The 25,173-nt window shown below is 51.8% G+C and carries 17 protein-coding genes, 1 tRNA gene, 3 rRNA genes and 1 pseudogene; 9 read left to right on the forward strand and 13 right to left on the reverse strand.

Going from position 1 to position 25,173, the window contains the following annotated elements:
• The first annotated feature begins 102 nt into the window (after positions 1-102).
• From glnL to GTU79_RS29440, 3 genes are all read left to right on the forward strand, one after another.
• The gene (glnL, locus tag GTU79_RS29430) at positions 103-1,152 is read left to right on the forward strand and encodes a nitrogen regulation protein NR(II) (RefSeq protein WP_132924163.1); all 1,050 of its coding nucleotides are present in this window, start codon (positions 103-105) and stop codon (positions 1,150-1,152) included.
• A 7-nt stretch (positions 1,153-1,159) separates the two neighbouring features.
• Complete coding sequence (glnG, locus tag GTU79_RS29435) at positions 1,160-2,572, forward strand: nitrogen regulation protein NR(I) (protein WP_132924162.1); 1,413 nt, start codon at positions 1,160-1,162, stop codon at positions 2,570-2,572.
• A 135-nt stretch (positions 2,573-2,707) separates the two neighbouring features.
• Positions 2,708-2,830: a YshB family small membrane protein gene (locus tag GTU79_RS29440; RefSeq protein WP_165934192.1), complete on the forward strand. Its 123-nt coding sequence runs from the start codon at positions 2,708-2,710 to the stop codon at positions 2,828-2,830.
• 122 nt (positions 2,831-2,952) lie between these two features.
• On the opposite strand, the gene hemN is transcribed toward GTU79_RS29440, so the two are convergent.
• Positions 2,953-4,326 carry an oxygen-independent coproporphyrinogen III oxidase gene (gene hemN, locus GTU79_RS29445; protein WP_132924161.1) on the reverse strand — a complete coding sequence of 458 codons (1,374 nt, stop codon included), beginning with the start codon at positions 4,324-4,326 and terminating at the stop codon, positions 2,953-2,955.
• A gap of 182 nt (positions 4,327-4,508) precedes the next feature.
• Positions 4,509-5,042 carry a Der GTPase-activating protein YihI gene (gene yihI, locus GTU79_RS29450; RefSeq protein ID WP_214513600.1) on the reverse strand — a complete coding sequence of 178 codons (534 nt, stop codon included), beginning with the start codon at positions 5,040-5,042 and terminating at the stop codon, positions 4,509-4,511.
• 769 nt (positions 5,043-5,811) lie between these two features.
• On the opposite strand from yihI, the gene yihA reads away from it, so the two are divergent.
• A complete protein-coding gene (gene yihA / locus GTU79_RS29455) occupies positions 5,812-6,426 on the forward strand; it encodes a ribosome biogenesis GTP-binding protein YihA/YsxC (protein ID WP_213085632.1) in 615 nt (204 codons plus the stop codon).
• 127 nt (positions 6,427-6,553) lie between these two features.
• Here the strand turns inward: yihA and spfP are convergent, their stop codons facing one another.
• The 5 genes from spfP to GTU79_RS29475 all read right to left on the reverse strand — a co-directional run bounded on the left by spfP (position 6,554) and on the right by GTU79_RS29475 (position 12,039).
• Positions 6,554-6,601 carry a small protein SpfP gene (gene spfP, locus GTU79_RS31880; protein ID WP_071892919.1) on the reverse strand — a complete coding sequence of 16 codons (48 nt, stop codon included), beginning with the start codon at positions 6,599-6,601 and terminating at the stop codon, positions 6,554-6,556.
• Positions 6,602-6,764: 163 nt separating this feature from the next.
• On the reverse strand, positions 6,765-9,554 hold the full coding sequence (polA, locus tag GTU79_RS29460) for a DNA polymerase I (RefSeq protein ID WP_203524207.1): 2,790 nt from the start codon (positions 9,552-9,554) through the stop codon (positions 6,765-6,767).
• Between the two features lie 492 nt (positions 9,555-10,046).
• Positions 10,047-10,676 carry a thiol:disulfide interchange protein DsbA gene (gene dsbA / locus GTU79_RS29465; protein WP_132924157.1) on the reverse strand — a complete coding sequence of 210 codons (630 nt, stop codon included), beginning with the start codon at positions 10,674-10,676 and terminating at the stop codon, positions 10,047-10,049.
• A gap of 20 nt (positions 10,677-10,696) precedes the next feature.
• Positions 10,697-11,683: a serine/threonine protein kinase gene (locus GTU79_RS29470; protein WP_203524208.1), complete on the reverse strand. Its 987-nt coding sequence runs from the start codon at positions 11,681-11,683 to the stop codon at positions 10,697-10,699.
• 86 nt (positions 11,684-11,769) lie between these two features.
• Complete coding sequence (locus GTU79_RS29475) at positions 11,770-12,039, reverse strand: YihD family protein (RefSeq protein ID WP_132924155.1); 270 nt, start codon at positions 12,037-12,039, stop codon at positions 11,770-11,772.
• 292 nt (positions 12,040-12,331) lie between these two features.
• Here GTU79_RS29475 and mobA point away from each other — a divergent pair, with 292 nt between their 5' ends.
• From mobA to GTU79_RS31780, 4 genes and pseudogenes are all read left to right on the forward strand, one after another.
• On the forward strand, positions 12,332-12,904 hold the full coding sequence (gene mobA / locus GTU79_RS29480) for a molybdenum cofactor guanylyltransferase MobA (RefSeq protein WP_203524307.1): 573 nt from the start codon (positions 12,332-12,334) through the stop codon (positions 12,902-12,904).
• 22 nt (positions 12,905-12,926) lie between these two features.
• Positions 12,927-13,445 carry a molybdopterin-guanine dinucleotide biosynthesis protein MobB gene (gene mobB, locus GTU79_RS29485; protein ID WP_132924145.1) on the forward strand — a complete coding sequence of 173 codons (519 nt, stop codon included), beginning with the start codon at positions 12,927-12,929 and terminating at the stop codon, positions 13,443-13,445.
• 928 nt (positions 13,446-14,373) lie between these two features.
• On the forward strand, positions 14,374-14,490 hold the full coding sequence (locus tag GTU79_RS31775) for an inverse autotransporter beta domain-containing protein (RefSeq protein ID WP_420854216.1): 117 nt from the start codon (positions 14,374-14,376) through the stop codon (positions 14,488-14,490).
• Between the two features lie 19 nt (positions 14,491-14,509).
• Positions 14,510-14,986: pseudogene (locus GTU79_RS31780) on the forward strand (inverse autotransporter beta domain-containing protein); the annotation flags it as partial.
• Positions 14,987-15,350: 364 nt separating this feature from the next.
• Here the strand turns inward: GTU79_RS31780 and GTU79_RS30960 are convergent.
• The 5 genes from GTU79_RS30960 to GTU79_RS29520 form a co-directional block, all read right to left on the reverse strand.
• Positions 15,351-15,761: a hypothetical protein gene (locus GTU79_RS30960; protein ID WP_253073716.1), complete on the reverse strand. Its 411-nt coding sequence runs from the start codon at positions 15,759-15,761 to the stop codon at positions 15,351-15,353.
• Between the two features lie 869 nt (positions 15,762-16,630).
• A 5S ribosomal RNA gene (rrf, locus tag GTU79_RS29505) occupies positions 16,631-16,746 on the reverse strand.
• Positions 16,747-16,870: 124 nt separating this feature from the next.
• Positions 16,871-19,858, reverse strand: a 23S ribosomal RNA gene (locus GTU79_RS29510).
• 363 nt (positions 19,859-20,221) lie between these two features.
• Positions 20,222-20,297, reverse strand: a tRNA-Glu gene (locus tag GTU79_RS29515).
• A gap of 231 nt (positions 20,298-20,528) precedes the next feature.
• A 16S ribosomal RNA gene (locus GTU79_RS29520) occupies positions 20,529-22,066 on the reverse strand.
• The 16S, 23S and 5S rRNA genes sit together here with 1 tRNA gene alongside, the layout of an rRNA operon.
• A gap of 466 nt (positions 22,067-22,532) precedes the next feature.
• Between GTU79_RS29520 and GTU79_RS29525 the strand changes: the two genes are divergently transcribed.
• A complete protein-coding gene (locus GTU79_RS29525) occupies positions 22,533-23,222 on the forward strand; it encodes a FadR/GntR family transcriptional regulator (RefSeq protein ID WP_132924143.1) in 690 nt (229 codons plus the stop codon).
• Positions 23,223-23,304: 82 nt separating this feature from the next.
• Here the strand turns inward: GTU79_RS29525 and kup are convergent, their stop codons facing one another.
• Positions 23,305-25,173 (reverse strand): low affinity potassium transporter Kup, encoded by a 1,869-nt coding sequence (kup, locus tag GTU79_RS29530; RefSeq protein ID WP_132924142.1) that lies wholly within the window; start codon positions 25,171-25,173, stop codon positions 23,305-23,307.

The raw sequence follows: 25,173 nt of genomic DNA on the forward strand, positions 1-25,173 counted from the left end.
CATCTTCGGATGGGCTTTTTTCTCCAGCAAACCTTGCGCGTAGCCATGCGCAATATTATCTAATGGACTAAAATGCACTAGAATAGTGCGGGAGACTGCTTTATGGCTACAGGCTCATTGCCCGATGCTGGGCAGATCCTAAATTCGTTAATAAACAGCATATTGCTGCTAGATAACGATCTTGCCGTTCATTACGCCAATCCGGCGGCGCAACAGCTGCTGGCGCAAAGTTCCCGTAAGCTTTTCGGTACGCCGTTGCCTGAATTAATGGGGTATTTTTCCCTCAACGTCGAATTGATGCGCGAAAGCCTTAATGCCGGACAAGGGTTTACCGATAATGAAGTTACCCTGGTGGTGGACGGACGGGCGCATATCCTTTCCCTTACCGTGCAACGCCTGCCGGAAGATTATTTCCTGATGGAGCTGGCGCCGATGGACAATCAGCGGCGTCTGAGCCAGGAACAAATCCAGCATGCCCAGCAGGTGGCGGCGCGGGATCTGGTGCGCGGGCTGGCCCATGAAATCAAAAACCCCCTCGGCGGATTACGCGGCGCGGCGCAGCTGCTGGCAAAGGCGCTCCCCGATCCCTCCTTGCTGGAATATACCAAGGTTATCATCGAGCAGGCGGATCGCCTGCGCAACCTGGTGGATCGACTGCTGGGACCGCAGCAGCCCGGCATGCACGTGACGCAAAGCATCCATCAGGTGGCGGAACGGGTGTTTCAACTGGTCTCGCTGGAAAAACCGGACAATGTGACCTTGTTGCGGGATTACGATCCCAGTCTGCCCGAATTAGCCCACGATCCCGACCAAATGGAGCAGGTATTGCTGAATATCACCCGTAATTCGCTCCAGGCTTTGGGCGAAGACGGCGGAACGATAACCATCCGGACCCGGACGGCTTTCCAGCTTACGCTGCACGGCGTGCGCTATCGATTGGTAGCCCGTATCGATATTGAAGATGACGGCCCCGGCGTTCCCGCACAATTGCAGGATACGCTTTTTTACCCGATGGTCAGCGGCCGCGAAGGAGGAACAGGCCTGGGGTTATCTATCGCCCGCAGTCTTGTCGATCAGAATTCGGGGAAAATTGAATTTAACAGTTGGCCGGGCCATACCGAATTTTCGGTTTACCTGCCTATTCGCCAGTGAGGTCACTATGCAACGAGGGATAGTCTGGATCGTCGACGACGATAGCTCCATCCGCTGGGTGCTTGAACGCGCCCTCACTGGAGCCGGGTTAACCTGCGCCACCTTTGAAGGCGGTAGCGAAGTGCTGGATGCGCTATCAACCCAAACCCCGGACGTGTTGTTATCGGATATCAGGATGCCCGGTATGGACGGTCTGGCGTTACTGAAACAAATCAAGCAGCGTCATCCCATGCTGCCGGTCATTATCATGACCGCCCATTCCGATCTGGATGCCGCGGTCAGTGCTTACCAGCAGGGCGCGTTCGATTACCTGCCTAAGCCTTTTGATATCGACGAAGCCGTCGCCCTGGTGGAGCGCGCGGTCAGCCATTATCTCGAACAGCAGCAGCCGGCGCGCGTCCAGCCCGCCAACGGCCCCACCACCGATATTATCGGTGAAGCGCCGGCCATGCAGGACGTTTTCCGCATTATCGGCCGCCTGTCCCGCTCCTCCATCAGCGTGCTGATCAACGGCGAGTCCGGTACCGGTAAAGAGCTGGTGGCCCATGCCCTGCATCGCCACAGTCCGCGCGCCAAATCCTCGTTTATCGCGTTGAATATGGCGGCCATTCCGAAGGATTTGATTGAATCGGAACTGTTCGGCCATGAGAAAGGCGCGTTTACCGGCGCCAATCAGGTCCGCCAGGGTCGGTTTGAACAGGCGGACGGCGGCACCCTGTTTCTGGATGAAATCGGCGATATGCCGCTGGATGTGCAAACCCGCTTGCTGCGGGTGCTGGCGGACGGTCAATTCTATCGGGTGGGGGGCTACGCGCCGGTCAAGGTGGATGTCAGGATCATAGCCGCCACCCATCAGAATCTTGAATTACGCGTCCAGGAAGGCAAGTTCCGCGAGGACCTGTTCCACCGGCTCAACGTAATCAGGGTGCACCTGCCGCCGCTGCGCGAGCGCCGGGAGGATATCCCGAAACTGGCGCGCTATTTCCTGCAGGTGGCGGCGAAAGAGCTGGGCGTGGAACCTAAAATCCTGCACCCGGAAACCGAAACCGCGCTGACCCGTCTGTCCTGGCAGGGCAATGTTCGTCAATTGGAAAACACCTGTCGCTGGCTCACGGTAATGGCCGCCGGCCAGGAAGTCTTGATCCAGGATTTGCCTCCGGAGCTGTTTGAAAGCACCACGCCGGACGCTTCGGTACAATCCCTGCCCGACAGCTGGGCCACACTGCTGGCGCAATGGGCTGACCGCGCGCTGCGTTCCGGTCATCAAAACCTGCTGTCGGAAGCGCAGCCTGAGATGGAAAGGACGCTGTTGACCACGGCGTTGCGACATACCCAGGGACATAAACAGGAAGCGGCGCGATTGCTGGGCTGGGGAAGAAATACCCTGACGCGTAAACTGAAAGAACTGGGCATGGAATAACCCCGGCCGCCGGCGCTGTTGATCAGGCTTGTTGATGATTAAAAAAGCGACGGCGCCAGCAAAAATGCGGTTATTTTACTCTTTACATCCCGGGCTGACACAGTATGATCTTGTCGCTGACCCGGGAGGAAGACCATGTTGAATTCGTTGATCGCTTTGGTGACACACGGCGCGGATATGACGGCCGCCGCCGGCCATGCACCTCAGACGGCGCTGGCTGCGATACTCTGCGCTGCGCTGATCAATTTTTTTAGCTAACCGGCCGTCTTAGTCTTACCGGCCAAATTGCGAATCCATTCTTGAAATCCACCGTCAGGTGGATTTCAAGCTTAGTGTCGTCATGCCCCATTACACCGGCACCGCTCGCCCCCCCTCCCCGTTCAAATCACCTGAGAAAACTGGCGCTGGCGCAGCTTGTCACGCAAATAAACGTCAAAACACATACAGATATTGCGTATCAGCAAACGCCCCTTCGGGGTCACATTGATATCCCGGTCCGTTATGTCCAGCAAGCCGTCCCGCTCAAGGGGACGAAGCTGTGCCAGATCCTCGGCGAAATAGTCGACGAAACGGATGCCGTAACGGTTTTCCAACGCGTCGAAATTGATGGAAAACTGACAAATTAGCGCTTTTATGACATCCCGGCGCACGCAATCATCGGTGGTAAGGGCCACGCCCCGCCATAAACCGTTACCCTGCCGGGAGACGCTCTCGGCATAGCTCTTCATCTCTTTCTGGTTTTGCACATAACTGTCGCCAATCATGCTGATGGCCGATACGCCCATACCCAGCAATTCGCAGTCGCCGCGGGTGGTATACCCCTGAAAATTACGATGCAGCCGGCCGGCCCGCTGCGCAACGGCCAGTTCGTCGTCCGGGCGGGCAAAGTGATCCATACCGATAAACTGATAACCCGCGTCGCACAAGGTGGCTATCGTATGCTGCAGAATATCCATCTTCTGCGCGGCGCCCGGCAAATCCTGCTGTTTGATTTTTCTTTGGGCGGCAAACAGCGCCGGCATATGCGCGTAGTTGAATACGCTCAAACGCTGCGGGTTCAATTCGATTATCCGGCCCAGGGTATGCAGAAAGCTTGACAGGGTCTGGCTCGGCAGACCATAAATCAAATCGATATTGGTGGAAAGAAAGCCGAGCTCCTTTGCCCGCTCCAGCAGGGCGAAGATCAGCCCCTCATCCTGCTCCCGGTTCACCAGCCGCTGGACCTCCTTATCAAAATCCTGCACGCCCATGCTGATACGGTTAAAACCCTCACCGTGCAGGTGATCGATCATATCCAGGGCGATTTCCCGCGGATCGATTTCAATAGAGAGCTCGGCCCCTTGGGCAAAATCAAACTGCTCGCGCAGCAGGGCCATCAACCGGGATATTTGCGCCGGCGTAAGGAACGTCGGCGTGCCGCCGCCCCAATGCATCTGCGTAACGTGGCGGTGGCGGAACAGCGGCGCGCGCTGACGGATCTCCTGTGCCAGGGTATCCAGATAACGCTCGACCCTTTCCGGCTGGCGGGTCACCATTTTATTGCAGGCGCAGAAATAACACAGCTTATGGCAGAAGGGGATATGGAGATATAACGATAGCGGACGATCCGGATAACGCTCCAGCGCGCGTTTAAACGCCGGTTCGTCGTAGCGCTCGCTGAATTCCAAGGCGGTAGGGTAGGAAGTATAACGCGGACCCGATTGGTTATATTTTTGAATCAGGGCCGAATCCCATTCTATCGTTGACACTGACATGGCTGCTTACTCCTTCCGAATTTTCCGCCGACTCCGCCTGGCGGGCATAGCCGGCCGCCGTGCGGCGGCACGGGCCGAGCGTAACCGGTCTTTACGCCGCGAGAGCCGCCATAGTTTACTCAATAACCACACCAAATAACATGTCAGCGGCACGGCAATCAGCAGAAGCAACATGCAGCAGCCTAAAAGGAGTCCTTCTCAAAACCCCGTTTCAGCAATTGCAGCATATCCTCGTTTTTGGTCTCTTCTTCTTCGTCTTCATCATCCAATTCTATACCCAGCTCAGTCATGAGCTGATCGATGCGATCCAGTTTCTCATCCACATAGGCCTGTTCTTCGGCGGACAGGATTTCGTCCTGTTCCAGCCTTATCAGCAGCGCATCCAGGCGGGTATCGTTTTCCAGGCTATCCAGTTCCGCCTGCGGAGAAAGAACCTCGGCGGGGATGATAACCTTGGGCGCCGCCGGTTTGGCCACGGCGCCGGAGGCAATCAACGGCACCGGTTTTTTACTGCCGATACGGGGATCGGCATTTGCCGACGTGGCGGAGCGTCCGCCGTTCTTGTTGCCTTCCTGGGACCGTGAACCGGCGGCCAGGCCGCGACGTTTTTCCTGACGCTGGCGGGTGCGGCCTTCAATATTCAGCTCTTCCCGTGTCTTGCGTTTGTTCCTGGCCGCGGCAGGTCTACCCCGTCCGCTTTTGGTTGTTGGTTTCATGATGTCTGCTCTTGGCTAGCGTTAATTAAGTATATACCCTTCACCTTTCGAGTTGCCGCCTTGCTGCAATTCGAAATCTATTGGGTATAGAATTGCGGCGGAATCTATCAGAAACCCAACAAATAAAAAAGGTGGCAATTATTCTGCCACCATAACATGAAGGTGCTTCGCGAGAAAAACCATCCTCCGGCGATGAACCTGACGGTCCACATCCTGTGTTTGAAGGTCGTCGCTGTGATGAAGATGTATTCTACGCTATACGAAGCAGATTGGTTAGAGTGTATTCCTTTACACGCCCATCCTGGGCCGCTTTACTTCCCTGAAAAGAGTATTGAATCGGCATAGGGCTACCAGTTTGCCCAGCCTGTGTGCAACTTTATCATCTAGATGATTTTTTGAGGCGCTCCTTGCCTTGTCATCTAATGTAACCGCGTAAAAATAACCCGCAAGACGACCGGCAGGAGCAAATAGGGCTCTAAACTGAGAGTTAATTAATTAACACTATGATTTATAATATATTAATTTTTATAAAAACGAGATTACGTTACGGACAACGAGCAAATTTCCTACACCATAAATATCCTAAAAACCTCATCTTAGTACCGAAAGGTTTAAAAGAAGCCGCAGACGCCCATCAAACACATTGATTGCTGCAAGATAGCCGCAAGATAAAACCGCATCTGACGCCATTACCCGTATAATCGACATTAAGACGGTGCTAAGTCATCCTGAGAGAGAGGAAATTTTGGCCACACTATTTAATTACCACATGACCCATTTTGTCATGAGCGCGCCGGATATCCGCCATTTGCCCACCGATGCCGGTATCGAAGTCGCCTTTGCCGGACGCTCCAATGCCGGTAAGTCCAGCGCCCTGAACACACTGACCAACCAAAAAGGTCTGGCCAGGACCAGCAAGACGCCGGGACGTACCCAGCTTATCAACCTGTTTGAAATCGAGCCCGAGCGACGCCTGGTGGATTTACCGGGTTACGGTTACGCTGAAGTCCCCGAGGAAGTGAAGCTCCATTGGCAACGCGCCCTGGGAGAGTATCTGCAAAAAAGAAACAGCCTGAAGGGTTTGGTGGTGATGATGGATATCCGCCATCCGCTGAAGGATCTTGATCAGCAGATGATCAAATGGGCGGTGAGCGTCGCCATCCCGGTGCTGATTTTACTCACCAAGGCCGATAAACTGGCTTCCGGAGCACGCAAAGCGCAGCTTAACCAGGTGCGCAAAGACGTCCTGGCATTTACCGGCGATATTCAGGTGGAAGTGTTTTCGTCGCTGAAAAAAACCGGCGTGGATAAGCTGACGGAAAAATTGGACAGCTGGTTTGGCGAAACCACGCAGGCAGAGGACATAACGCCCGACGCGCTCTGAGGAAATTGAAACGGGTAAGGGCGGCTTCGCAAACAGGGGGGCGTCAAGGCGCTCCGCCTCAGGCCGCGAGGCTTTATTGCGCCCAATAAAAAACGCCCCAGCCAATAATGACTGGGGCGGCTAATATTTAGCCAAATCCGATTACGTGAAGTAAAAGGTCTGAAAGATAGAACATCTTACCTCTGTACCCTACGACTCTAACTTTACATCAATTTTTGTCGGGGCAAAAGAATTTTTTGTTGTTAAATTTCATTTATTGCTATTGCAAGTGCGATTATAACTGTCCATATCACATATTTATGTAGCTTAATTACAAAAAAAGCTTATTGATTCGCCACTTAGTGAGCTTGATCCCAATTCTCACCCAAACCCACATCAACCCGCAGCGGCACATCCAGCGCGTAGCACCCTTCCATTAACGATTTGATATGCGCCGATGCCGATTCAGCCGCGTCCCGCTGTATTTCAAAAACCAGCTCATCGTGCACCTGCATAATCATACGCACCGGCGGATGCTCTTTTTGCAGCCAGGCATCAATGGAAATCATCGCCCGTTTGATAATATCGGCGGCGGTGCCTTGCATCGGTGCGTTTATCGCCGCCCGTTCGGCGCCTTTTTTGCGTGCGCCGTTGCGGGAGTGAATGTCCGGCAAATAAAGACGGCGTCCGTCCAGGGTGGAAACATACCCCTGCTCGTTAGCCTGCTTGCGGGTACGCTCCATATAGGCCAGGACGCCTGGATAGCGCTCGAAGTAGAGATTCATGTATTTTTGCGCTTCCGAACGGGGCACCGAAAGCTGGCGCGCCAGTCCGAAAGCGCTCATGCCGTAAATCAGGCCGAAGTTGATAGCCTTGGCGCTGCGCCGCTGTTCTTGCGTCACCTTCTCAAGAGACTGGCCGAACACTTCGGCGGCGGTAGCCCGATGGATATCCTTGCCTTCGGCGAACGCCTTGAGCAGCCCCGCATCCCGAGACAGATGGGCCATAATGCGCAACTCGATTTGCGAGTAATCCGCCGCCACGATGACCGACCCTTCAGGCGCGATAAACGCCTGCCGGATACGCCGGCCTTCGTCGTTGCGCACCGGGATATTCTGCAGGTTGGGATCGCTGGAAGAAAGCCGGCCGGTAGCGGTAATCGCCTGGTGATACGAGGTATGCACCCGTTTCGTCAGCGGGTTGATCATCAGCGGCAGCTTATCGGTATAGGTGGATTTCAATTTCGCCAAACCACGGTGTTCAAGAATCAGCTTCGGTAGCGGATAATCCAGCGCCAGCTCCGCCAATACCTCTTCACCGGTGGACGGGGCGCCGCCGGGGGTCTTTTTCAGGATGGGCAGCTTCTGCTTGTCGTAAAGGATCGCCTGCAGCTGTTTGGTGGAAGAGAGATTAAAGGGTTCTCCCGCCAGAATATGGGCCTCGTTCTCCAGCTCTCCCAGCCGCTTGGTCAATTCCACCGAATGGGCCGCCAGGATGTTTTCATCAATCAGCACGCCGGTGCGTTCGACACGTGACAGCACCGGCACCAGCGGCATCTCGATTTCTTCAAAAACTTTTTTCAGGCCTTTGTCCTGCTCGATCTGCGGCCAGAGCTTTTCATGCAGCCGCCAGGTGACATCCGCATCCTCCGCCGCATAGGGCGCCGCCTGTTCCATCGCGATTTGATTAAAGGTCAGCTGGTTTTTGCCCTTACCGGCAATATCCTCAAACCCCACCGTCGTATGCTGCAGGTAACGATCCGCCAGGCTGTCCATATCGTGACGGCCGGATACGCTGTTGAGAACATAGGATTCCAGCATGGTATCGAATGCGATGCCCGCCAGTTCGATGTCGTAACGTTTTAACACGCCGCGATCGAATTTCAGGTTTTGGCCGACTTTACGCAGCCGGGGGTCCTCAAGCAGCGGCTTAAGCCGGGCAAGTACTTCGTCAAGATTCAGTTGATCGGGCGCATCCAGATAATCATGCCCCACCGGCAAATAGGCCGCATCCCCCGGAGCGGTAGCGAATGAGAGCCCCACCAGATTGGCCGTCAGCGTATCGAGACTGTCGGTTTCAGTGTCGAAGGCAAACAAGCCGGCCTGTTTGATTTTATCCAGCCATTGCTCCAGGCTCGCCATGGTCTCAATGATGTGATAACCCGCCTGGGATAACTGTTCCGCAGGCACATCCGCGTCAGGTGCCGCGGGCGCGTTGAAGGGGGTACGCAAAGCCGCCGCCGGCGTTTTACGGCCCTGTAGCCACTTGCCGTCTTCCACATCCGCCAGCCAGCGTTTAAATTCGTATTTTTTGAACAGCTGCCGCAACTCATCCGCATCGGGCTCGCTGACCGTCAGCCGATCGAAAGGCAAATCCAGCGGCACATCGGTCTTGATGGTGGCCAATTGATAGGAGAGATAGGCCAGCTCTTTATTTTGTTCCAGCTTGGGCGCCATGGTTTTCGCCCCCCGGAACGCCAACTCCGCGACGCCGTTCAAATCGCCATAGATATTGTCCAGACTGCCCATCCCCTGCAGCAGCGCCTGGGCGGTTTTTTCACCCACGCCGGGAACGCCGGGGATATTATCCGAACTGTCCCCCATCAGGGCCAGATAATCGATAATCCGTTCCGGCGGAACGCCGAATTTCACCTTCACTTCCTCCGGCCCGAGAATGGTGTTGGACATGGTATTGATAAGCGTAATCATCGGCGTCACCAACTGCGCCATATCCTTGTCACCGGTACTGATCAGGACTTCACGTCCGGCGCGCTCGGCTTCCAGGGCCAAGGTGCCTATAACATCGTCCGCCTCGACGCCGGATATCGCCAATAACGGCAGCCCCATGGCTTTAACCATATTGTGCAGGGGTTCGATTTGGCTGCGCAGGTCGTCCGGCATCGGTGGTCTATGGGACTTATAATGTTCGAACAGCTCATCGCGGAAAGTCTTGCCTTTGGCATCAAATACCACCGCCACATGGCTGGGACGATATTGTGTCAGAAGACTGCGCAGCATGTTTAAAACGCCGTACATGGCGCCGGTGGGTTCGCCCGCGCTATTGGTCAGCGGCGGAAAGGCATGATAAGCGCGGTAAAGATAAGAGGAGCCATCCACCAAGATCAAGGGGTTGTCTGCGATATGGGCCATAGCGTAATTCGTTCTTTTTGGTCGAAAGACATAGGGTATAGCATGCCATAGCTGGCCGCCAGTGACGAACGTTAGCGTATCATAAGGCCGATAAAAATACTGAAGTTAGACCCGGATCCCCAGGATCATGCTGTGGATAACTTTGTGAGTAAAAAGATTTTTAAAGATTTATATATTCTTTGAAGAGCAATACTCTAATAAAAAAATCATATATATCATCCAGTTAGCACATTGCATTTGCTAATTGCTTATATTACATAGGTATTCCCGGTTTGTGGATATTAACTTAACCTTTCCCATGCCGTTTATTGACCGTTAAACTTAAGCCTGAAAAGAATATACATAAAATCAATTTTCGACAGGCCGATTCCGGAAATAACTTACTGATGCCAATGGCGGCAATTGTAAACCGCACCACCAACTGAAAGACGTCTATTGTCCCTCATCCAAGGTGCGGTTCACATGACCGGCACTAAAACGCAGGAGAGAATGTTATTGTTGCGTCAGCAAAAACTTCACCACATCAGCGAACTGTTTAACATAGATATCCATGGAAGAGGTATCCAGGCCGTCATTTTTAACCATGTATTTTCCATTAACAAATATGGCGGGAACCCCCCGCAATTGCAGATCGGCTGCCGCTTTTTCCTCTTGCACCACTAATGATTTGACTACAAAACTATTTAAAGCGGAATCATATTCCTCGCCGCTTACGCCCGCTTTGATAAAGACATCGCGAATATCGGCCGGTGACTGAACGGTCTGGGTTTTCTGCACGGCTTCAAACATCAGGGGGCTGACTTTATCCTCAACGCCCAGCGCCATGGCCACTGCCCAGGCCTGGGTTAATTCCTTACCCAAAGGTCCAAGAAAATCAACGTGGTACTTGGTCATTTTGGTGCCGGCCGGCAGCGCTTGCCTGACGCTGGCGGAAATATGATAGGTTTGCTCGAATTCATAGCAATGGGGGCAATAAAAAGAGAAAAATTCCAATACTTGCGGTTCGCCGGTTACTGGCTTGTCAAGCTGGACATATTGCTGCCCTTCCGTAAATTGCGCAGCGGATACACTGAATGCAACAGCCATTAGAATACCCATTAACGCAAACCAAATTTTTTTCATATAAATGTTCTCTCTAAAGTTTAATACGAAGGCATAAGCTGTAACGGCGGCTCCCGTAATACCTTTACCTGTTCCGTAAAGATCACGGTTTGCTGCTCCCAAAATCCAGCTTCCACCATCCATGGGAAACTATGGGGGAACGCAGGATCGCCCCATCGCCGGCTGATCCAGGCAAGGTAATAGATCATGCGCATTGCGCGCAACGGCTCCATCAAGGCCAATTCACGCGGATTAAAATCCATGAACTCCTGGTAGGCGTCAAGTAAAAGTGACAATTGGTACTGCTGTTCCATGCGATCGCCATTGAGCAGCATCCAGAGATCCTGAACTGCCGGGCCGTTGCGTGCATCATCCAAATCGACAAACATCGGTCCGTCGCGCCACAGAATATTGCTGGCATGCAAATCGCCGTGCAAACGCAGCGGGAGCCAGTCATCACTCCAATATATCTTCACTTCGGCAATCAAAAGATCAACCGCGCGTAAAAATGCTTCCTTTTGCTTGCCGGCGATGAGGGTGCTCTGCTCCAGCTCGCGCCTGGGTTCGTACAGATACTCTTCCAATGAGATAGTGGGGCGGAAGGAGAAACGTTTTTCACCGTTATGGCGATGAATCCGGCCGATAAAACGGCCCACCCACTCCAGCTGCTCGTCGTTATCCTGCTCGAATTGCCGGCCGCCGACGCTTGGGAAAACGGCAAAACGAAAGCCTTCATGGTTCAACAGCGTCGAGCCGTTGATGCGCATCGGCGGGACCACAGGAATCTCCGCTTCCTCCAGTCCGAGCGACAGTTCGTGCTCCTCTAGGATTTGCTCGTCAGACCAGCGTTCAGGACGATAGAATTTCACCACGTAACGTTTTCTGTCTTCATCCAGAAACTGATAAACGCGGTTTTCATAGCTATTGAGCGCGGTTAGGCCGGAATCAATACGCAAGCCGACACTTTCCAGGGCATCCATAATCAATTCCGGCATCAACGTCTTGAAATTAAATGCTGTTATGTTCATAAAACGTTTTATCTATTTTAAGCCAGTAATAGACCAGACAGGTTGCCGGCAGGAACAACCGGGAGACTCTTTTTAGCAAGCAACATCTACTCTTTGATAATGCCGCGGGCCCGAAGGATGGCGGTTTTGAAGTCTTCTTCGTAATCCTTCTGCAAGCCGGGAATCATCTCGGCCTTGTCCGCGTCCCGCATTTTCAGGTGGTAAATCAGCGTATCGTCGGTGATTTCCGCCAGGCCGCCCTGATAACCAGCTTCATCAGCCAGTTTTTGCAAAAATTGCAGCAGATTGAGATCGGATTCTTTTCTCCAAGCGGGATGAAGAAGCTCGATAAGTTCGTCAACGCGATGATATTTCATAATCCAATCCTTCTGATGGTATCGGTCATAATGTAGCAAGATCCGCCGGGGGGGATAAACATCAATGTTAAGTAACTCCGGAAACATTGTATCTTAATATGTGGGCGACCAGCATACAGCATTTGGCAAACAGCGACTCCTTCCTAAAGAGTCGACGCGGCAATGCAGCGCTGATCTCAAATCTGGCTGTGTTAAAGACGTAAACCGCTTACAGGTAAACGCAACTTTTCCAAAAGCTGGTATCTTTAGCAGTAACGGCCAAACAATAAGAAATCTCCGGGAGACAACCATCATCAGCATATCAATAACCGGTGTCATCCTGGCGGGAGGACGTTCGAGCCGCATGGGCGGTGAAGATAAAGGGCTGATATTGCTCAACCAGCGGCCTCTTTACCGGCATGTCCTCGACCATCTGGCCGGGCAGGTGTCTACAGTCATTATCAATACCAATCGCCATCTCGACCAATACCGGCAAAGCGGCCTGCAGGTAATTACCGACACGCTGCCCGATTTCCAAGGTCCGTTGGCCGGCATGCTCGCAGGCCTGAAAGCTGCCGGCACCCCATGGATAGTGTTCGTCCCCTGCGATGTACCGGTTTTCCCGGCTGATTTAGTTGCGCGTTTATGGGAAGGAAAAGGGAATGCCGATGCCGCTTTCGCCCATTCCGGTGAGCGCGATCATCCGGCTTTCGGGCTCCTTAACCGCTCGCTGATCCCCGCTTTGGAAAGTTTTCTATCCCGAGGGGAGCGTAGGGTCATGTTGTTTTTCATGCAGGTTAACGCCGCAAGGGTTGTTTTTACGGCGCGGCATCCCGCCTTTTCAAACCTGAATACGCCGCGGGATATAGCAGACTGGCGTCAGTAACCGCCCATTGAGGATAAACATCATGGAAAAATCGCATCCGCCGCTATTGGCGATTACCGCATTTAGCGGGACAGGCAAAACAACATTATTGAAACAGCTCATACCCTTGCTCAATCAGGTGGGCGTTCGAGTCGGGCTCATCAAACACACCCACCACAAGGTCGACGTGGATACCCCGGGAAAAGACAGCTATGAATTGCGCAAAGCGGGTGCTCGGCAAACCATGGTGGCCAGTGACGCCCGTTGGGCACTGATGACCGAAAATCAGGATAATGAAATGCCCGCCCTTTCATGGCTGGCGGCACAAATGGACCCGAGGTTAGTGGACCTTATCCTGGTGGAAGGCTTTAAAAATGAGCCGGTGCCCAAAATTGCCCTATTCCGCTCGGATACCGGCAAGGACTGGCGCCCGTTGATTGATGAATACGTCATTGCGGTGGCCGGGGATGTAAAAGTGGATATGACATTACCGGTGTTGGATATCAACCAGCCGGAAAGCATAGCCGCATTTATCAGCGAATGGTTGGTTGATAACCGATAGGATCTGATGCCGTTTAACTATATAACCTTACAGGTTACGAAGGTCACGCTTCGTAAGACCTTGACTCGTCCTTTTGAAAGACTCTTCACTTCAATTAAACGTTTACGTTACGCAAATAAGCAGAAATATATTTTTCTTATTTGATAGTCTTTCTACATTACCGATATACAAAATTTTTCTGTTTAAAATACCATCCAGACTTGAAAAAATAAATGTGATCCAGACATTACTATTATTATTTTTATGAATAGGTTCTTTACCCATCGTGCCTTTTTATGCTATTTATTGCCCGCTTTAAAAAATATGAGCGCAGTCAATGATATAATTTTATATTTAAATGTAATCACTTCTAATAATTAATATGGAGTATTATCGGCCAATAAACCACGAAATCACTCAATCTTATATTGTGTTTAATTATTTTATAATTGAATTAATTTTTCTTTCTGGATTGAAGGTGTTCCCATGCTTATTTTTCATTAGAGTTATATCGCTATTTATAGTTTTATACCAACACGTAGCACACAAATTTTTTAAATCAAAACACAGAAAACACTGAATCACTATGATCGCTTTCAAATGGTATGTCACTGTCATAAGTATGGCCGCCTTGCTGGTGGGCTGTTTATCTACGGAAAAGAAAAAAAAAATTGATAAAAACTCAATCCCAACGGGTTTAACACAGGATAGAAATCCATCAAATACTCATCAAAACGCATCGAATGCCCATGCCAGAAGAAAAATCACAAGAAAATAGCGGAAGATAACGAAAAGAGGTAGTTGGCACAAGCCTTCACCACAAGCAGAATGGCTATTATTCAGAAGATGTTTCTACTCGTGAATCGGAGGAAAAACAGGGTCGGCAGTCATTCATCTTCCATTGTTAGCCAAGTCGCTAAAATCTGCCTCCTTTGATTTCCTTTTGCCATTGAATAACGATGACGATAATTTAATCTTCAGCCAAATCGGAGCACGCCGCTACGATGGAAGAAATATTGTCAATTTTGGTGTCGGCCAGCGGCACTTTTCAACGGCTGGATGCTAGGTTATAATTCTTTTATGATAGGCAGATTTCAGGAAACCAACACCAACGGTTCGGCTTTGGATTAGAATTTTGGACTGAAAATTTAAAATTCTCCGCTAATAATTATTACCGGCTTTCAGGATGGAAAGCATCCAATCTTCTAAAGGGTAGTGACGAAAGGGTGGCAAATGGTTATGACCTTAACCTGGATGCATACCTGCCAAGCTACCCCAAATTGGTGGTAGGGTTAAATACGAGCATTATTTTGGTAAAAGCGTTGCCACGTTAAATCAGCATGAGCGCCAAAAATCCTTCGGCCCTGACGTTAGGTTTAACCTATAATCCCGTCCCGCTGGTAACTTTCGGGCTTGACAGATCTAAATGGAATAATGGACAAAGCGAAGTTAAAGCAAATATCATGTTCAATTATCGCTTGAATGTGCCCTTATCCAAACAATTAGATCCGCATATGGCATCTCCGAGTCGAAACCTCATGGGGAGTCGATACAATCCAGTTGAACGTAATAATAATATTACTCTTGAATACAAGGCTCAAGACAGTATCAGTTTTCAACTGCCTTCAGCATTAAAAGGCGTAGAAAATGAGAGAAGAAATGTCTCTATAGATGTTAAAGCTCAATATGGCTTAGAACGGATTGACTGGGACGATAGTGCATTAGTACCTCGCGGAGGCAAAGTTATTGCGTTGTCCAATAGTATTTATCAAATCCAAATACCTACTTTTGATGCAGATAATGCCAATCAATTCATTGTCACGGCAGTAGCCTATGACCGCCAAGGTTATGCGTCAAATCGCAGTACAATGACTATTTATAGCGAGCCTGCGCAGAAATTGCCAATTACCACTCTAAATGAAATTCTCACTGACCTGGTAAGCTCGCCACCACTCTCATCGGCGCCGTTGCCGGATGATGATTCAATGCCGCTTCCGACGCCGCCGCTAACGACCGATTATTCAATGCCGCCTCCTCCTCCGCCGCCGCCAACGGAAGCTGCTGCAGTGCCGCCGCCGCCGCCGACTCCGAATAGGGACCCAGCTCCGCTGCCCCCCCCGCCCCCGCCGCCGATAACGGACGATGATCCAATGCCGCTTCCGCCTCCGCCTCCGCCGCCGATAACGGATGATGATTCAATGCCGCTTCCGCCTCCGCCGCCGATAACGGACGATGATTCAATGCCGCTTCCGCCTCCGCCTCCGCCGCCGATACCGGACGATGATTCAATGCCGCTTCCGCCTCCGACTCCGACGCCGATAACGGACGCTGATCCAATGCCGCTTCCGACTACGACTCCGCCGCCGATAACGGACGATGATTCAATGCCGCTTCCGCCTCCGCCGCCGATAACAGACGATGATTCAATGCCGCTTCCGCCTCCGATGCCTACTCCAACGCCGGTGCCTGCTCCTACGCCAATGCCTAAATTAACGATAACAAAAGACCAGCCTGCTCAGAGTGCTGATTCCCCGGCCATTTCCTCCTCCGATACACGATCCTCAAACGTAACTGAAGATCTTGCTAGCAAAATCAAAATATTTGACCGAAGTAAGTTAAAGCCGGTTGAGGTCAAAAAATCAGACGGTGCGAGCACCGGAACAACTGGAAACCCTGCATTGGACGCGGTATTGAGGGATAGAAGGATGGTAACTGAACCATTAGATAATGACTTAGATGCGGAAAGTCCAGTATCTACTGACGAATGGGTGGATTGAAAATAAAGCGAGTCATTTTTTCATGGGCATGGAGATGAGACAATATTAAATGATCTTATGGAACTGAAAATCTCATCATTAGAATCAAACAATAAAAAGTCTTCTTTGAAAACAGAGGACTTCGTTCAACCGGCTTTGCCGGTTGTCCTACTCTACCTCTTATACGAACTGACCGAGTAGCGAACCGCCTGGTTTAGCAGGCTAGAAAAAAGCCCTCTGTTTTCTTTGAGGGCTTCATTCAATTGGATGCCTGGCAGTTGATGCCCGCCTGCGGCGGTCACCCTGCGGGCCGGCGCCTTCGGCTTCGTTCAACCGGCTTTGCCGGTTGTCCTACTCTACCTCTTATACGAACTGACCGAGTAGTGAACTGCCAGTTTGACGCATATGAAAAAGCCCTCTGTTTTCACAGAGGGCTTCGTTCAATTGGATGCCTGGCAGTTCCCTACTCTCGCATGGGGAGACCCCACACTACCATCGGCGCTACGGCGTTTCACTGCTGAGTTCGGCATGGGGTCAGGTGGGACCACCGCGCTAGTGCCGCCAGGCAAATTCGTTATCCAACCGTCATCTTTCAACGATGACCATTGGCCTTTATCCGGAACTTCGCTGAAAATTCTCTCATCGCCCTTGCGGACAACGCTCTCATCGCCCAAACACCTTAGGTGTTGTAAGGTTAAGTCTCACGGGTCATTAGTATCGGTTAGCTCAACGCATCGCTGCGCTTACACACCCGACCTATCAACGTCATCGTCTTTAACGTCCCTTCAGGTGGCCTTAAGCCACAGGGAAGACTCATCTCGAGGCAAGTTTCCCGCTTAGATGCTTTCAGCGGTTATCTCTTCCGCACGTAGCTACCGGGCAATGCCATTGGCATGACAACCCGAACACCAGTGGTGCGTCCACTCCGGTCCTCTCGTACTAGGAGCAGCCCCTCTCAATCTTCCAACGCCCACGGCAGATAGGGACCGAACTGTCTCACGACGTTCTAAACCCAGCTCGCGTACCACTTTAAATGGCGAACAGCCATACCCTTGGGACCTACTTCAGCCCCAGGATGTGATGAGCCGACATCGAGGTGCCAAACACCGCCGTCGATATGAACTCTTGGGCGGTATCAGCCTGTTATCCCCGGAGTACCTTTTATCCGTTGAGCGATGGCCCTTCCATTCAGAACCACCGGATCACTAAGACCTGCTTGCACCTGCTCGAGCCGTCACTCGCAGTCAAGCTAGCTTATGCCTTTGCACTAACCTCACGATGTCCGACCGTGATTAGCTAACCTTCGTGCTCCTCCGTTACTCTTTAGGAGGAGACCGCCCCAGTCAAACTACCCACCAGACACTGTCCTCGACCCCGATTAGGGGCCGGAGTTAGAACATCAAACATTAAAGGGTGGTATTTCAAGGTTGGCTCCATAAGGACTGGCGTCCCTACTTCACTGCCTCCCACCTATCCTACACATCAAGGCTCAATGTTCAGTGTCAAGCTATAGTAAAGGTTCACGGGGTCTTTCCGTCTTGCCGCGGGTACACTGCATCTTCACAGCGAGTTCAATTTCACTGAGTCTCGGGTGGAGACAGCCTGGCCATCATTACGCCATTCGTGCAGGTCGGAACTTACCCGACAAGGAATTTCGCTACCTTAGGACCGTTATAGTTACGGCCGCCGTTTACCGGGGCTTCGATCAAGAGCTTCTCCTTACGGATAACCCCATCAATTAACCTTCCGGCACCGGGCAGGCGTCACACCGTATACGTCCACTTTCGTGTTTGCACAGTGCTGTGTTTTTAATAAACAGTTGCAGCCAGCTGGTATCTGCGACTGGCTTCAGCTCGGGAAGCAAGTTCCTCCACCTAATGCCAGCGTGCCTTCTCCCGAAGTTACGGCACCATTTTGCCTAGTTCCTTCACCCGAGTTCTCTCAAGCGCCTCGGTATTCTCTACCTGACCACCTGTGTCGGTTTGGGGTACGATTCGATGTGACCTGGTGCTTAGAGGCTTTTCCTGGAAGCGTAGCATCAACCCCTTCGCCACCGTGGTGGCTCGTCATCACGCCTCAGTGTTATAAGAGAACGGATTTTCCTGTCCTCTCCACCTGCACGCTTGAACCGGGACAACCGTCGCCCGGCCGGTCTAGCTTTCTCCGTCCCCCCTTCGCAGTCACACCCAGTACAGGAATATTAACCTGTTTCCCATCGACTACGCCTTTCGGCCTCGCCTTAGGGGTCGACTCACCCTGCTCCGATTAACGTTGAACAGGAACCCTTGGTCTTCCGGCGAGCGGGCTTTTCACCCGCTTTATCGTTACTTATGTCAGCATTCGCACTTCTGATACCTCCAGCAACCCTCACAGGCCACCTTCTCAGGCTTACAGAACGCTCCCCTACCCAACGGGCGTATCCTTAAGTCAACTCGACGTCATGAACGCATTGACGTCGCTGCGCTCCGTCAATCGTCTTTACCGCACAATTGTCTTAAGTGATACGCCCGCTGCCGCGGCTTCGGTGCATGGTTTAGCCCGTTACATCTTCCGCGCAGGCCGACTCGACCAGTGAGCTATTACGCTTTCTTTAAATGATGGCTGCTTCTAAGCCAACATCCTGGCTGTCTATGCCTTCCCACATCGTTTCCCACTTAACCATGACTTTGGGACCTTAGCCGGCGGTCTGGGTTGTTTCCCTCTTCACGACGGACGTTAGCACCCGCCGTGTGTCTCCCGTGATAACATTCTTCGGTATTCGCAGTTTGCATCGGGTTGGTAATCCGGGGTGGACCCCTAGCCGAAACAGTGCTCTACCCCCGAAGATGAATTCACGAGGCGCTACCTAAATAGCTTTCGGGGAGAACCAGCTATCTCCCGGTTTGATTGGCCTTTCACCCCCAGCCACAAGTCATCCGCTAATTTTTCAACATTAGTCGGTTCGGTCCTCCAGTTAGTGTTACCCAACCTTCAACCTGCCCATGGCTAGATCACCGGGTTTCGGGTCTATACCCTGCAACTGTGCGCCCAGTTAAGACTCGGTTTCCCTACGGCTCCCCTATGCGGTTAACCTTGCTACAGAATATAAGTCGCTGACCCATTATACAAAAGGTACGCAGTCACCCCGATTTCTCAAGGCTCCCACTGCTTGTACGTACACGGTTTCAGGTTCTGTTTCACTCCCCTCGCCGGGGTTCTTTTCGCCTTTCCCTCACGGTACTGGTTCACTATCGGTCAGTCAGGAGTATTTAGCCTTGGAGGATGGTCCCCCCATCTTCAGACAGGATATCACGTGTCCCGCCCTACTCATCGAACCCACAACCTCTGCACCTTCGGATACGGGGCTATCACCCTCTGTCGCCGGACTTTCCAGACCGTTCTCCTGATGCAAAAGCTGATGGTGGTTCTGGGCTGTTCCCCGTTCGCTCGCCGCTACTGGGGGAATCTCGGTTGATTTCTTTTCCTCGGGGTACTGAGATGTTTCAGTTCCCCCGGTTCGCCTCATTGCGCTATGGATTCACGCAATGATAGTGCAACGAATTGCACTGGGTTTCCCCATTCGGACATCGCCGGCTAATAACGCTTCATATCAGCTTACCGACGCTTTTCGCAGATTAGCACGTCCTTCATCGCCTCTGACTGCCTAGGCATCCACCGTGTACGCTTAGTCACTTAACCTCACAACCCTAAAGTGTTTGTTCTGTCCGACCGGCTGCACGACTACATGGCCGCGTTGCTCCGGTACTCGAAATCCTCATGGACATACAGTCCACTCCGGTTTCTCCGTGCCGGGCGCCTTGCCCTGCAGTCGTTCGCTCAGCCTTGCTTCGGCGCGGCCTGTTACGGACATCGCCAGCGTTGGACAGAGGCTGTTATCGACATAACAGCATTCTAGGTTTGCTTGCTTTGAGAGACTCGCATACTGATTTTGCTCAGCATGTTTTTTTCAAATTTTCAGCTTGTTCCGGATTGTTAAAGAGCAGTATTTCGCAGCGCACTCTTTCAAATGCGCTCTGAAATTTATCAGACACGTAGGCTGTTTGGCGTCCCCTAGGGGGTTCGAACCCCTGTTACCGCCGTGAAAGGGCAGTGTCCTAGGCCACTAGACGAAGGGGACACGGAAAATGCTTGCAACGCACCGCGTTGCTTTTCCGTGTAAGGCGAAACTTTCATTAATGAAAGTAAGCGACCTCTTTCTAGTCGAACAACGCATCGCGTTGCTCTCCTATCATCGGACGATGCCTTGCACGTGCGAAGCCGGGCTTCACGTGTAAACCATACGAGCTGTTTGCTCATCACTTCTATCAGACAATCTGTGTGGACACGTCACTTGACGCGTATCTTTCGGTAAGGAGGTGATCCAACCGCAGGTTCCCCTACGGTTACCTTGTTACGACTTCACCCCAGTCATGAATCACAAAGTGGTAAGCGCCCTCCCGAAGGTTAAGCTACCTACTTCTTTTGCAACCCACTCCCATGGTGTGACGGGCGGTGTGTACAAGGCCCGGGAACGTATTCACCGTGGCATTCTGATCCACGATTACTAGCGATTCCGACTTCATGGAGTCGAGTTGCAGACTCCAATCCGGACTACGACGCACTTTGTGAGGTCCGCTGGCTCTCGCGAGTTCGCTTCTCTTTGTATGCGCCATTGTAGCACGTGTAGCCCTACTCGTAAGGGCCATGATGACTTGACGTCATCCCCACCTTCCTCCGGTTTGTCACCGGCAGTCTCCTTTGAGTTCCCACCATTACGTGCTGGCAACAAAGGATAAGGGTTGCGCTCGTTGCGGGACTTAACCCAACATTTCACAACACGAGCTGACGACAGCCATGCAGCACCTGTCTCAGAGCTCCCGAAGGCACAACTCCATCTCTGAAGTCTTCTCTGGATGTCAAGAGTAGGTAAGGTTCTTCGCGTTGCATCGAATTAAACCACATGCTCCACCGCTTGTGCGGGCCCCCGTCAATTCATTTGAGTTTTAACCTTGCGGCCGTACTCCCCAGGCGGTCGATTTAACGCGTTAGCTCCGAAAGCCACGGCTCAAGGCCACAACCTTCAAATCGACATCGTTTACAGCGTGGACTACAGGGGTATCTAATCCCGTTTGCTCCCCTGGCCTTCGTGCCTCAGTGTCAGTAACTGTCCAGAGAGCCGCCTTCGCCACTGGTCTTCCTCACGATATCTACGCATTTCACTGCTACACCGTAATTCCACTTCCTCTCCAGTACTCTAGCAAGGCAGTATCAAGTGCAGTTTCGAGGTTGAGCCTCGGGATTTCACATCTGACTTAAAGGCCGCCTACGCACCCTTTAAACCCAATAAATCCGGATAACGCTTGGATCCTCCGTATTACCGCGGCTGCTGGCACGGAGTTAGCCGGTGCTTCTTCTGCGGGTAACGTCAATGATTGAATCTATTCAACTCAACCCCTTCCTCCCCGCTGAAAGTGCTTTACAACCCGAAGGCCTTCTTCACACACGCGGCATGGCTGCATCAGGCTTGCGCCCATTGTGCAATATTCCCCACTGCTGCCTCCCGTAGGAGTCTGGACCGTGTCTCAGTTCCAGTGTGGCTGGTCATCCTCTCAGACCAGCTAGGGATCGTCGCCTAGGTGGGCCGTTACCCCACCTACTAGCTAATCCCATCTGGGTTCATCCGATGGTGTGAGGCCCTAAGGTCCCCCACTTTGGTCTTGCGACGTTATGCGGTATTAGCTACCGTTTCCAGTAGTTATCCCCCTCCATCGGGCAGATCCCCAGACATTACTCACCCGTCCGCCGCTCGCCGGCAAAGTAGCAAGCTACTTCCCGCTGCCGCTCGACTTGCATGTGTTAGGCCTGCCGCCAGCGTTCAATCTGAGCCATGATCAAACTCTTCAATTAAAAGCTTGATGCTCAAAGAATCTACTGTTTCATTCATTACTGAATTAACTGGTAAACACTCTAAGACTTGTATTGTTGTGTTTCGATACGGTCTTGTGAGTGCCCACACAGATTGTCTGATAAATTGTTAAAGAGCATGGCCGGGGAGGTCTAAATCTCACCTGGCGCGGGTTGCGTATATTACGTTTTCCCGCTGAAGAGTCAAGCTTTTATTTGCTTTAGCAAAGCGCTTTTCCCTTCCCGACCCGGCCCGTCGCAGCGGTTAATCCCGGTCAGTGGAGGCGCATTATAGGGACTTATTAACGTCTGACAAGGCTTTATCCGCAAAAAAATACTGATCGGTTTATTTTTCGACAATGAATGTAAAAAATCAGGGATCGCCGCTGCATTTAAAACATTTGTCCCGCCATCGAGACGCGCGAAAGTTTACTATGAAGTGAATTAAATCAGTACAGGACAGGCCACGATGCACTTAACAGCGCAACAGCAAGCCGCACAGCGAAACCTTTCCTATCTTCTGGCCGAGAAGCTGGGGCAGCGTATTTTGGCCGGTGAGTATGTAGCTGGGGATATATTGCCCGGAGAAATAGAGCTGGGCGATCTTTTTGGCGTCAGCCGAACCGCGGTGCGGGAAGCGGTGAAAATATTGGCCGCCAAAGGGATGCTTTTACCCAGGCCGCGTATCGGTACCCGGGTGTTGCCGCGCCATCAGTGGAATTATCTCGACCAGGAATTGCTGAGTTGGTGGGTGACCCGGGAAAACTTCGACGATGTCATGGCGCACTTTCTGATTATGCGCACCAGTCTTGAACCGCAGGCCTGCGCATTGGCCGCCATCAATGCGGCGGAAGACGAGAAGTATAAACTGGTGCTGCTTATGGAAGAGATGAGCGCGCTGCACAAGCGTTTTGACCGGGAGCGTTGGATAAGCGTCGACGCCCAATTCCATCGGCATATTTACGAAATAAGCGGAAATCCGTTTCTTTCCTCGTTTGCCAATCTGTTCAGTTCCATTTACCAGAACTATTTCCGCGCCATCGTCAGCGATGAAGTCGTTAAGTTAGGTTCCCACCAGGCGATCGTAGACGCCATATTGGCATCCGATTCTCCTGCAGCCTTGGCAGCCTGCCAGCGGTTGCTGGCGGAAAATGACTGATAAGGCCCAGACAGCAGCAGCGGTGAAATAGCGAACCGGTATGATATGGCACTAGCCTATAAGTGACACCGGACTGGGGACATCAGATTTCCACCTGGGTGCCCAGTTCAATTACCCGGTTAGGTGGAATCAGGTATTGATCAGGAGCCCTTAGCGCATTTCGGCTCAGCGCAATAAACAACTTGCCACGGATAAGCAGATACCACGGCCGTTTACCCAGAATCAGCGATTCATGGGACATAAAAAATGATGTTTCCATCATCCGGCAGGATAAGCCTTCCAGACCGCACCTGTGGAAAATTTCTTCCATATCAGGGGTCTCTTTGAAGCCGTAATTGGCCACAACCCGCCAGAAAGTCGGCGAAAGCTGTTCAATGGTGACGCGCCGGACGTTATGTACAAACGGCGCATCTTCCGTTCTGAGTGTCAACAGTACCACCCGCTCATGCAGGACCTTGTTATGTTTGAGGTTATGCAGTAACGCAAACGGAATGACATTCATGGCGCGAGACATGAACACCGCCGTACCGGACACTCTTACCGGCGGTGATTTTTCCAATGACGCAATCATGGCCTCAAGGGAATTGCCATGCTCATGCAAGCGGCGCAATAGCCGAAAACGTTCGCTTTTCCAGGTTGTCATGACGATAAACATCAGGAAGCCCAGCAGCAACGGCAGCCAGCCGCCGGAAAATATCTTGAGGACATTGGCGGAAAACATCGGGACATCCATTCCCAGCAGCACCACCAGCAAAATAATCACCAAAAAACGATTCCAATGCCAGTTTTTCACGGCGACGGTACAGGACAGAATGCTGGTGATAACCATGGTGCCGGTCACGGCAATGCCGTAAGCCGCCGCCAGATTGCTTGAGTGCTCGAAACTCAGGATCACCAGCACCACCGCCGTATAAAGCAGCCAATTGATAAAAGGAATATATATCTGGCCGGATTCCATTTCGGAGGTATGGACGATACGCATAGGGGGCAAATATCCCAAACGAACCGCCTGGCGCGTTAAGGAGAAAACTCCGGATATCACCGCCTGGGAAGCAATAACCGTGGCGAGGGTAGCCAGAATCAATAGCGGAATCAACGCCCAGTCAGGTGCCAGCAAAAAGAACGGATTTTTTATCGCAGCGGGGTGCTTCAGCAATAACGCCCCTTGGCCGAAATAATTCAATACCAGCGAAGGTAATACCGCACTGAACCATGCGAGGCGAATAGGCAGCTTGCCGAAATGTCCCATATCGGCATACAGCGCTTCTACCCCGGTAATGGCCAGCACCACTGCGCCAAGTGCAAAAAAGGATACTGCTTTATATTGGATAAAAAAATCCACCGCCCACTTGGGATTTAATGCATAGAGCACTTCAGGATTGATCCAGATTCCCCTGATGCCGAGAACAGCTAAGGTAAAAAACCACAACACCATGACCGGGGCGAATAATTTACCGATTCCGCCGGTTCCTTTTTTCTGTATGGCGAACAATAAGGTCAGAACCAAAACCGACAATGGAACGATATAGGTGTCCAGGGAGGGAGCGGCAATTTGCAGCCCTTCAATGGCCGAAAGCACTGAAATAGCCGGCGTTATTACTACCTCGCCATAGAAGAAGCTGCCGCCGATGAGGCCCATGATAACCAGAACCCAGGTTAAACGGGCAGAAGTGTTCCTGCCGGCCAGCGACATCAGCGTCAATATCCCCCCTTCGCCGGAATTATCCGCTTTCATTACGAAGGTCAGGTATTTAAACGAAACGATGAGTATCAGCAGCCAAAATATCAATGAGAGGAAGCCGAATACCGCTCCCCGCTCAACGCCGAAGCCATAATGACCGGCCAGGCATTCTCTGAGGGTATATAGAGGACTGGTACCGATATCTCCATAAACCACGCCAATTGCGGCTAAGGTGACCGCCGGCAAGGATTGCTTTATCTCTCTGCTCAT

Source organism: Sodalis ligni (assembly GCF_016865525.2).
GTDB lineage: Bacteria > Pseudomonadota > Gammaproteobacteria > Enterobacterales > Enterobacteriaceae > Acerihabitans > Acerihabitans ligni.

Excerpts from the sequence above, each read along its gene's own strand:
- glnG (WP_132924162.1), top strand. The coding sequence starts at position 1,160 with ATGCAACGAGGGATAGTCTGGATCGTCGACGACGATAGCTCCATCCGC.
- GTU79_RS29475 (WP_132924155.1), bottom strand. The coding sequence starts at position 12,039 with ATGAAATATCATCGCGTTGACGAACTTATCGAGCTTCTTCATCCCGCT.
- GTU79_RS29440 (WP_165934192.1), top strand. The coding sequence starts at position 2,708 with ATGTTGAATTCGTTGATCGCTTTGGTGACACACGGCGCGGATATGACG.
- yihA (WP_213085632.1), top strand. The coding sequence starts at position 5,812 with ATGACCCATTTTGTCATGAGCGCGCCGGATATCCGCCATTTGCCCACC.
- mobB (WP_132924145.1), top strand. The coding sequence starts at position 12,927 with ATGGAAAAATCGCATCCGCCGCTATTGGCGATTACCGCATTTAGCGGG.
- kup (WP_132924142.1), bottom strand. The coding sequence starts at position 25,173 with ATGAGCAGAGAGATAAAGCAATCCTTGCCGGCGGTCACCTTAGCCGCA.
- GTU79_RS29470 (WP_203524208.1), bottom strand. The coding sequence starts at position 11,683 with ATGAACATAACAGCATTTAATTTCAAGACGTTGATGCCGGAATTGATT.
- hemN (WP_132924161.1), bottom strand. The coding sequence starts at position 4,326 with ATGTCAGTGTCAACGATAGAATGGGATTCGGCCCTGATTCAAAAATAT.
- polA (WP_203524207.1), bottom strand. The coding sequence starts at position 9,554 with ATGGCCCATATCGCAGACAACCCCTTGATCTTGGTGGATGGCTCCTCT.
- yihI (WP_214513600.1), bottom strand. The coding sequence starts at position 5,042 with ATGAAACCAACAACCAAAAGCGGACGGGGTAGACCTGCCGCGGCCAGG.
- glnL (WP_132924163.1), top strand. The coding sequence starts at position 103 with ATGGCTACAGGCTCATTGCCCGATGCTGGGCAGATCCTAAATTCGTTA.
- GTU79_RS29525 (WP_132924143.1), top strand. The coding sequence starts at position 22,533 with ATGCACTTAACAGCGCAACAGCAAGCCGCACAGCGAAACCTTTCCTAT.
- dsbA (WP_132924157.1), bottom strand. The coding sequence starts at position 10,676 with ATGAAAAAAATTTGGTTTGCGTTAATGGGTATTCTAATGGCTGTTGCA.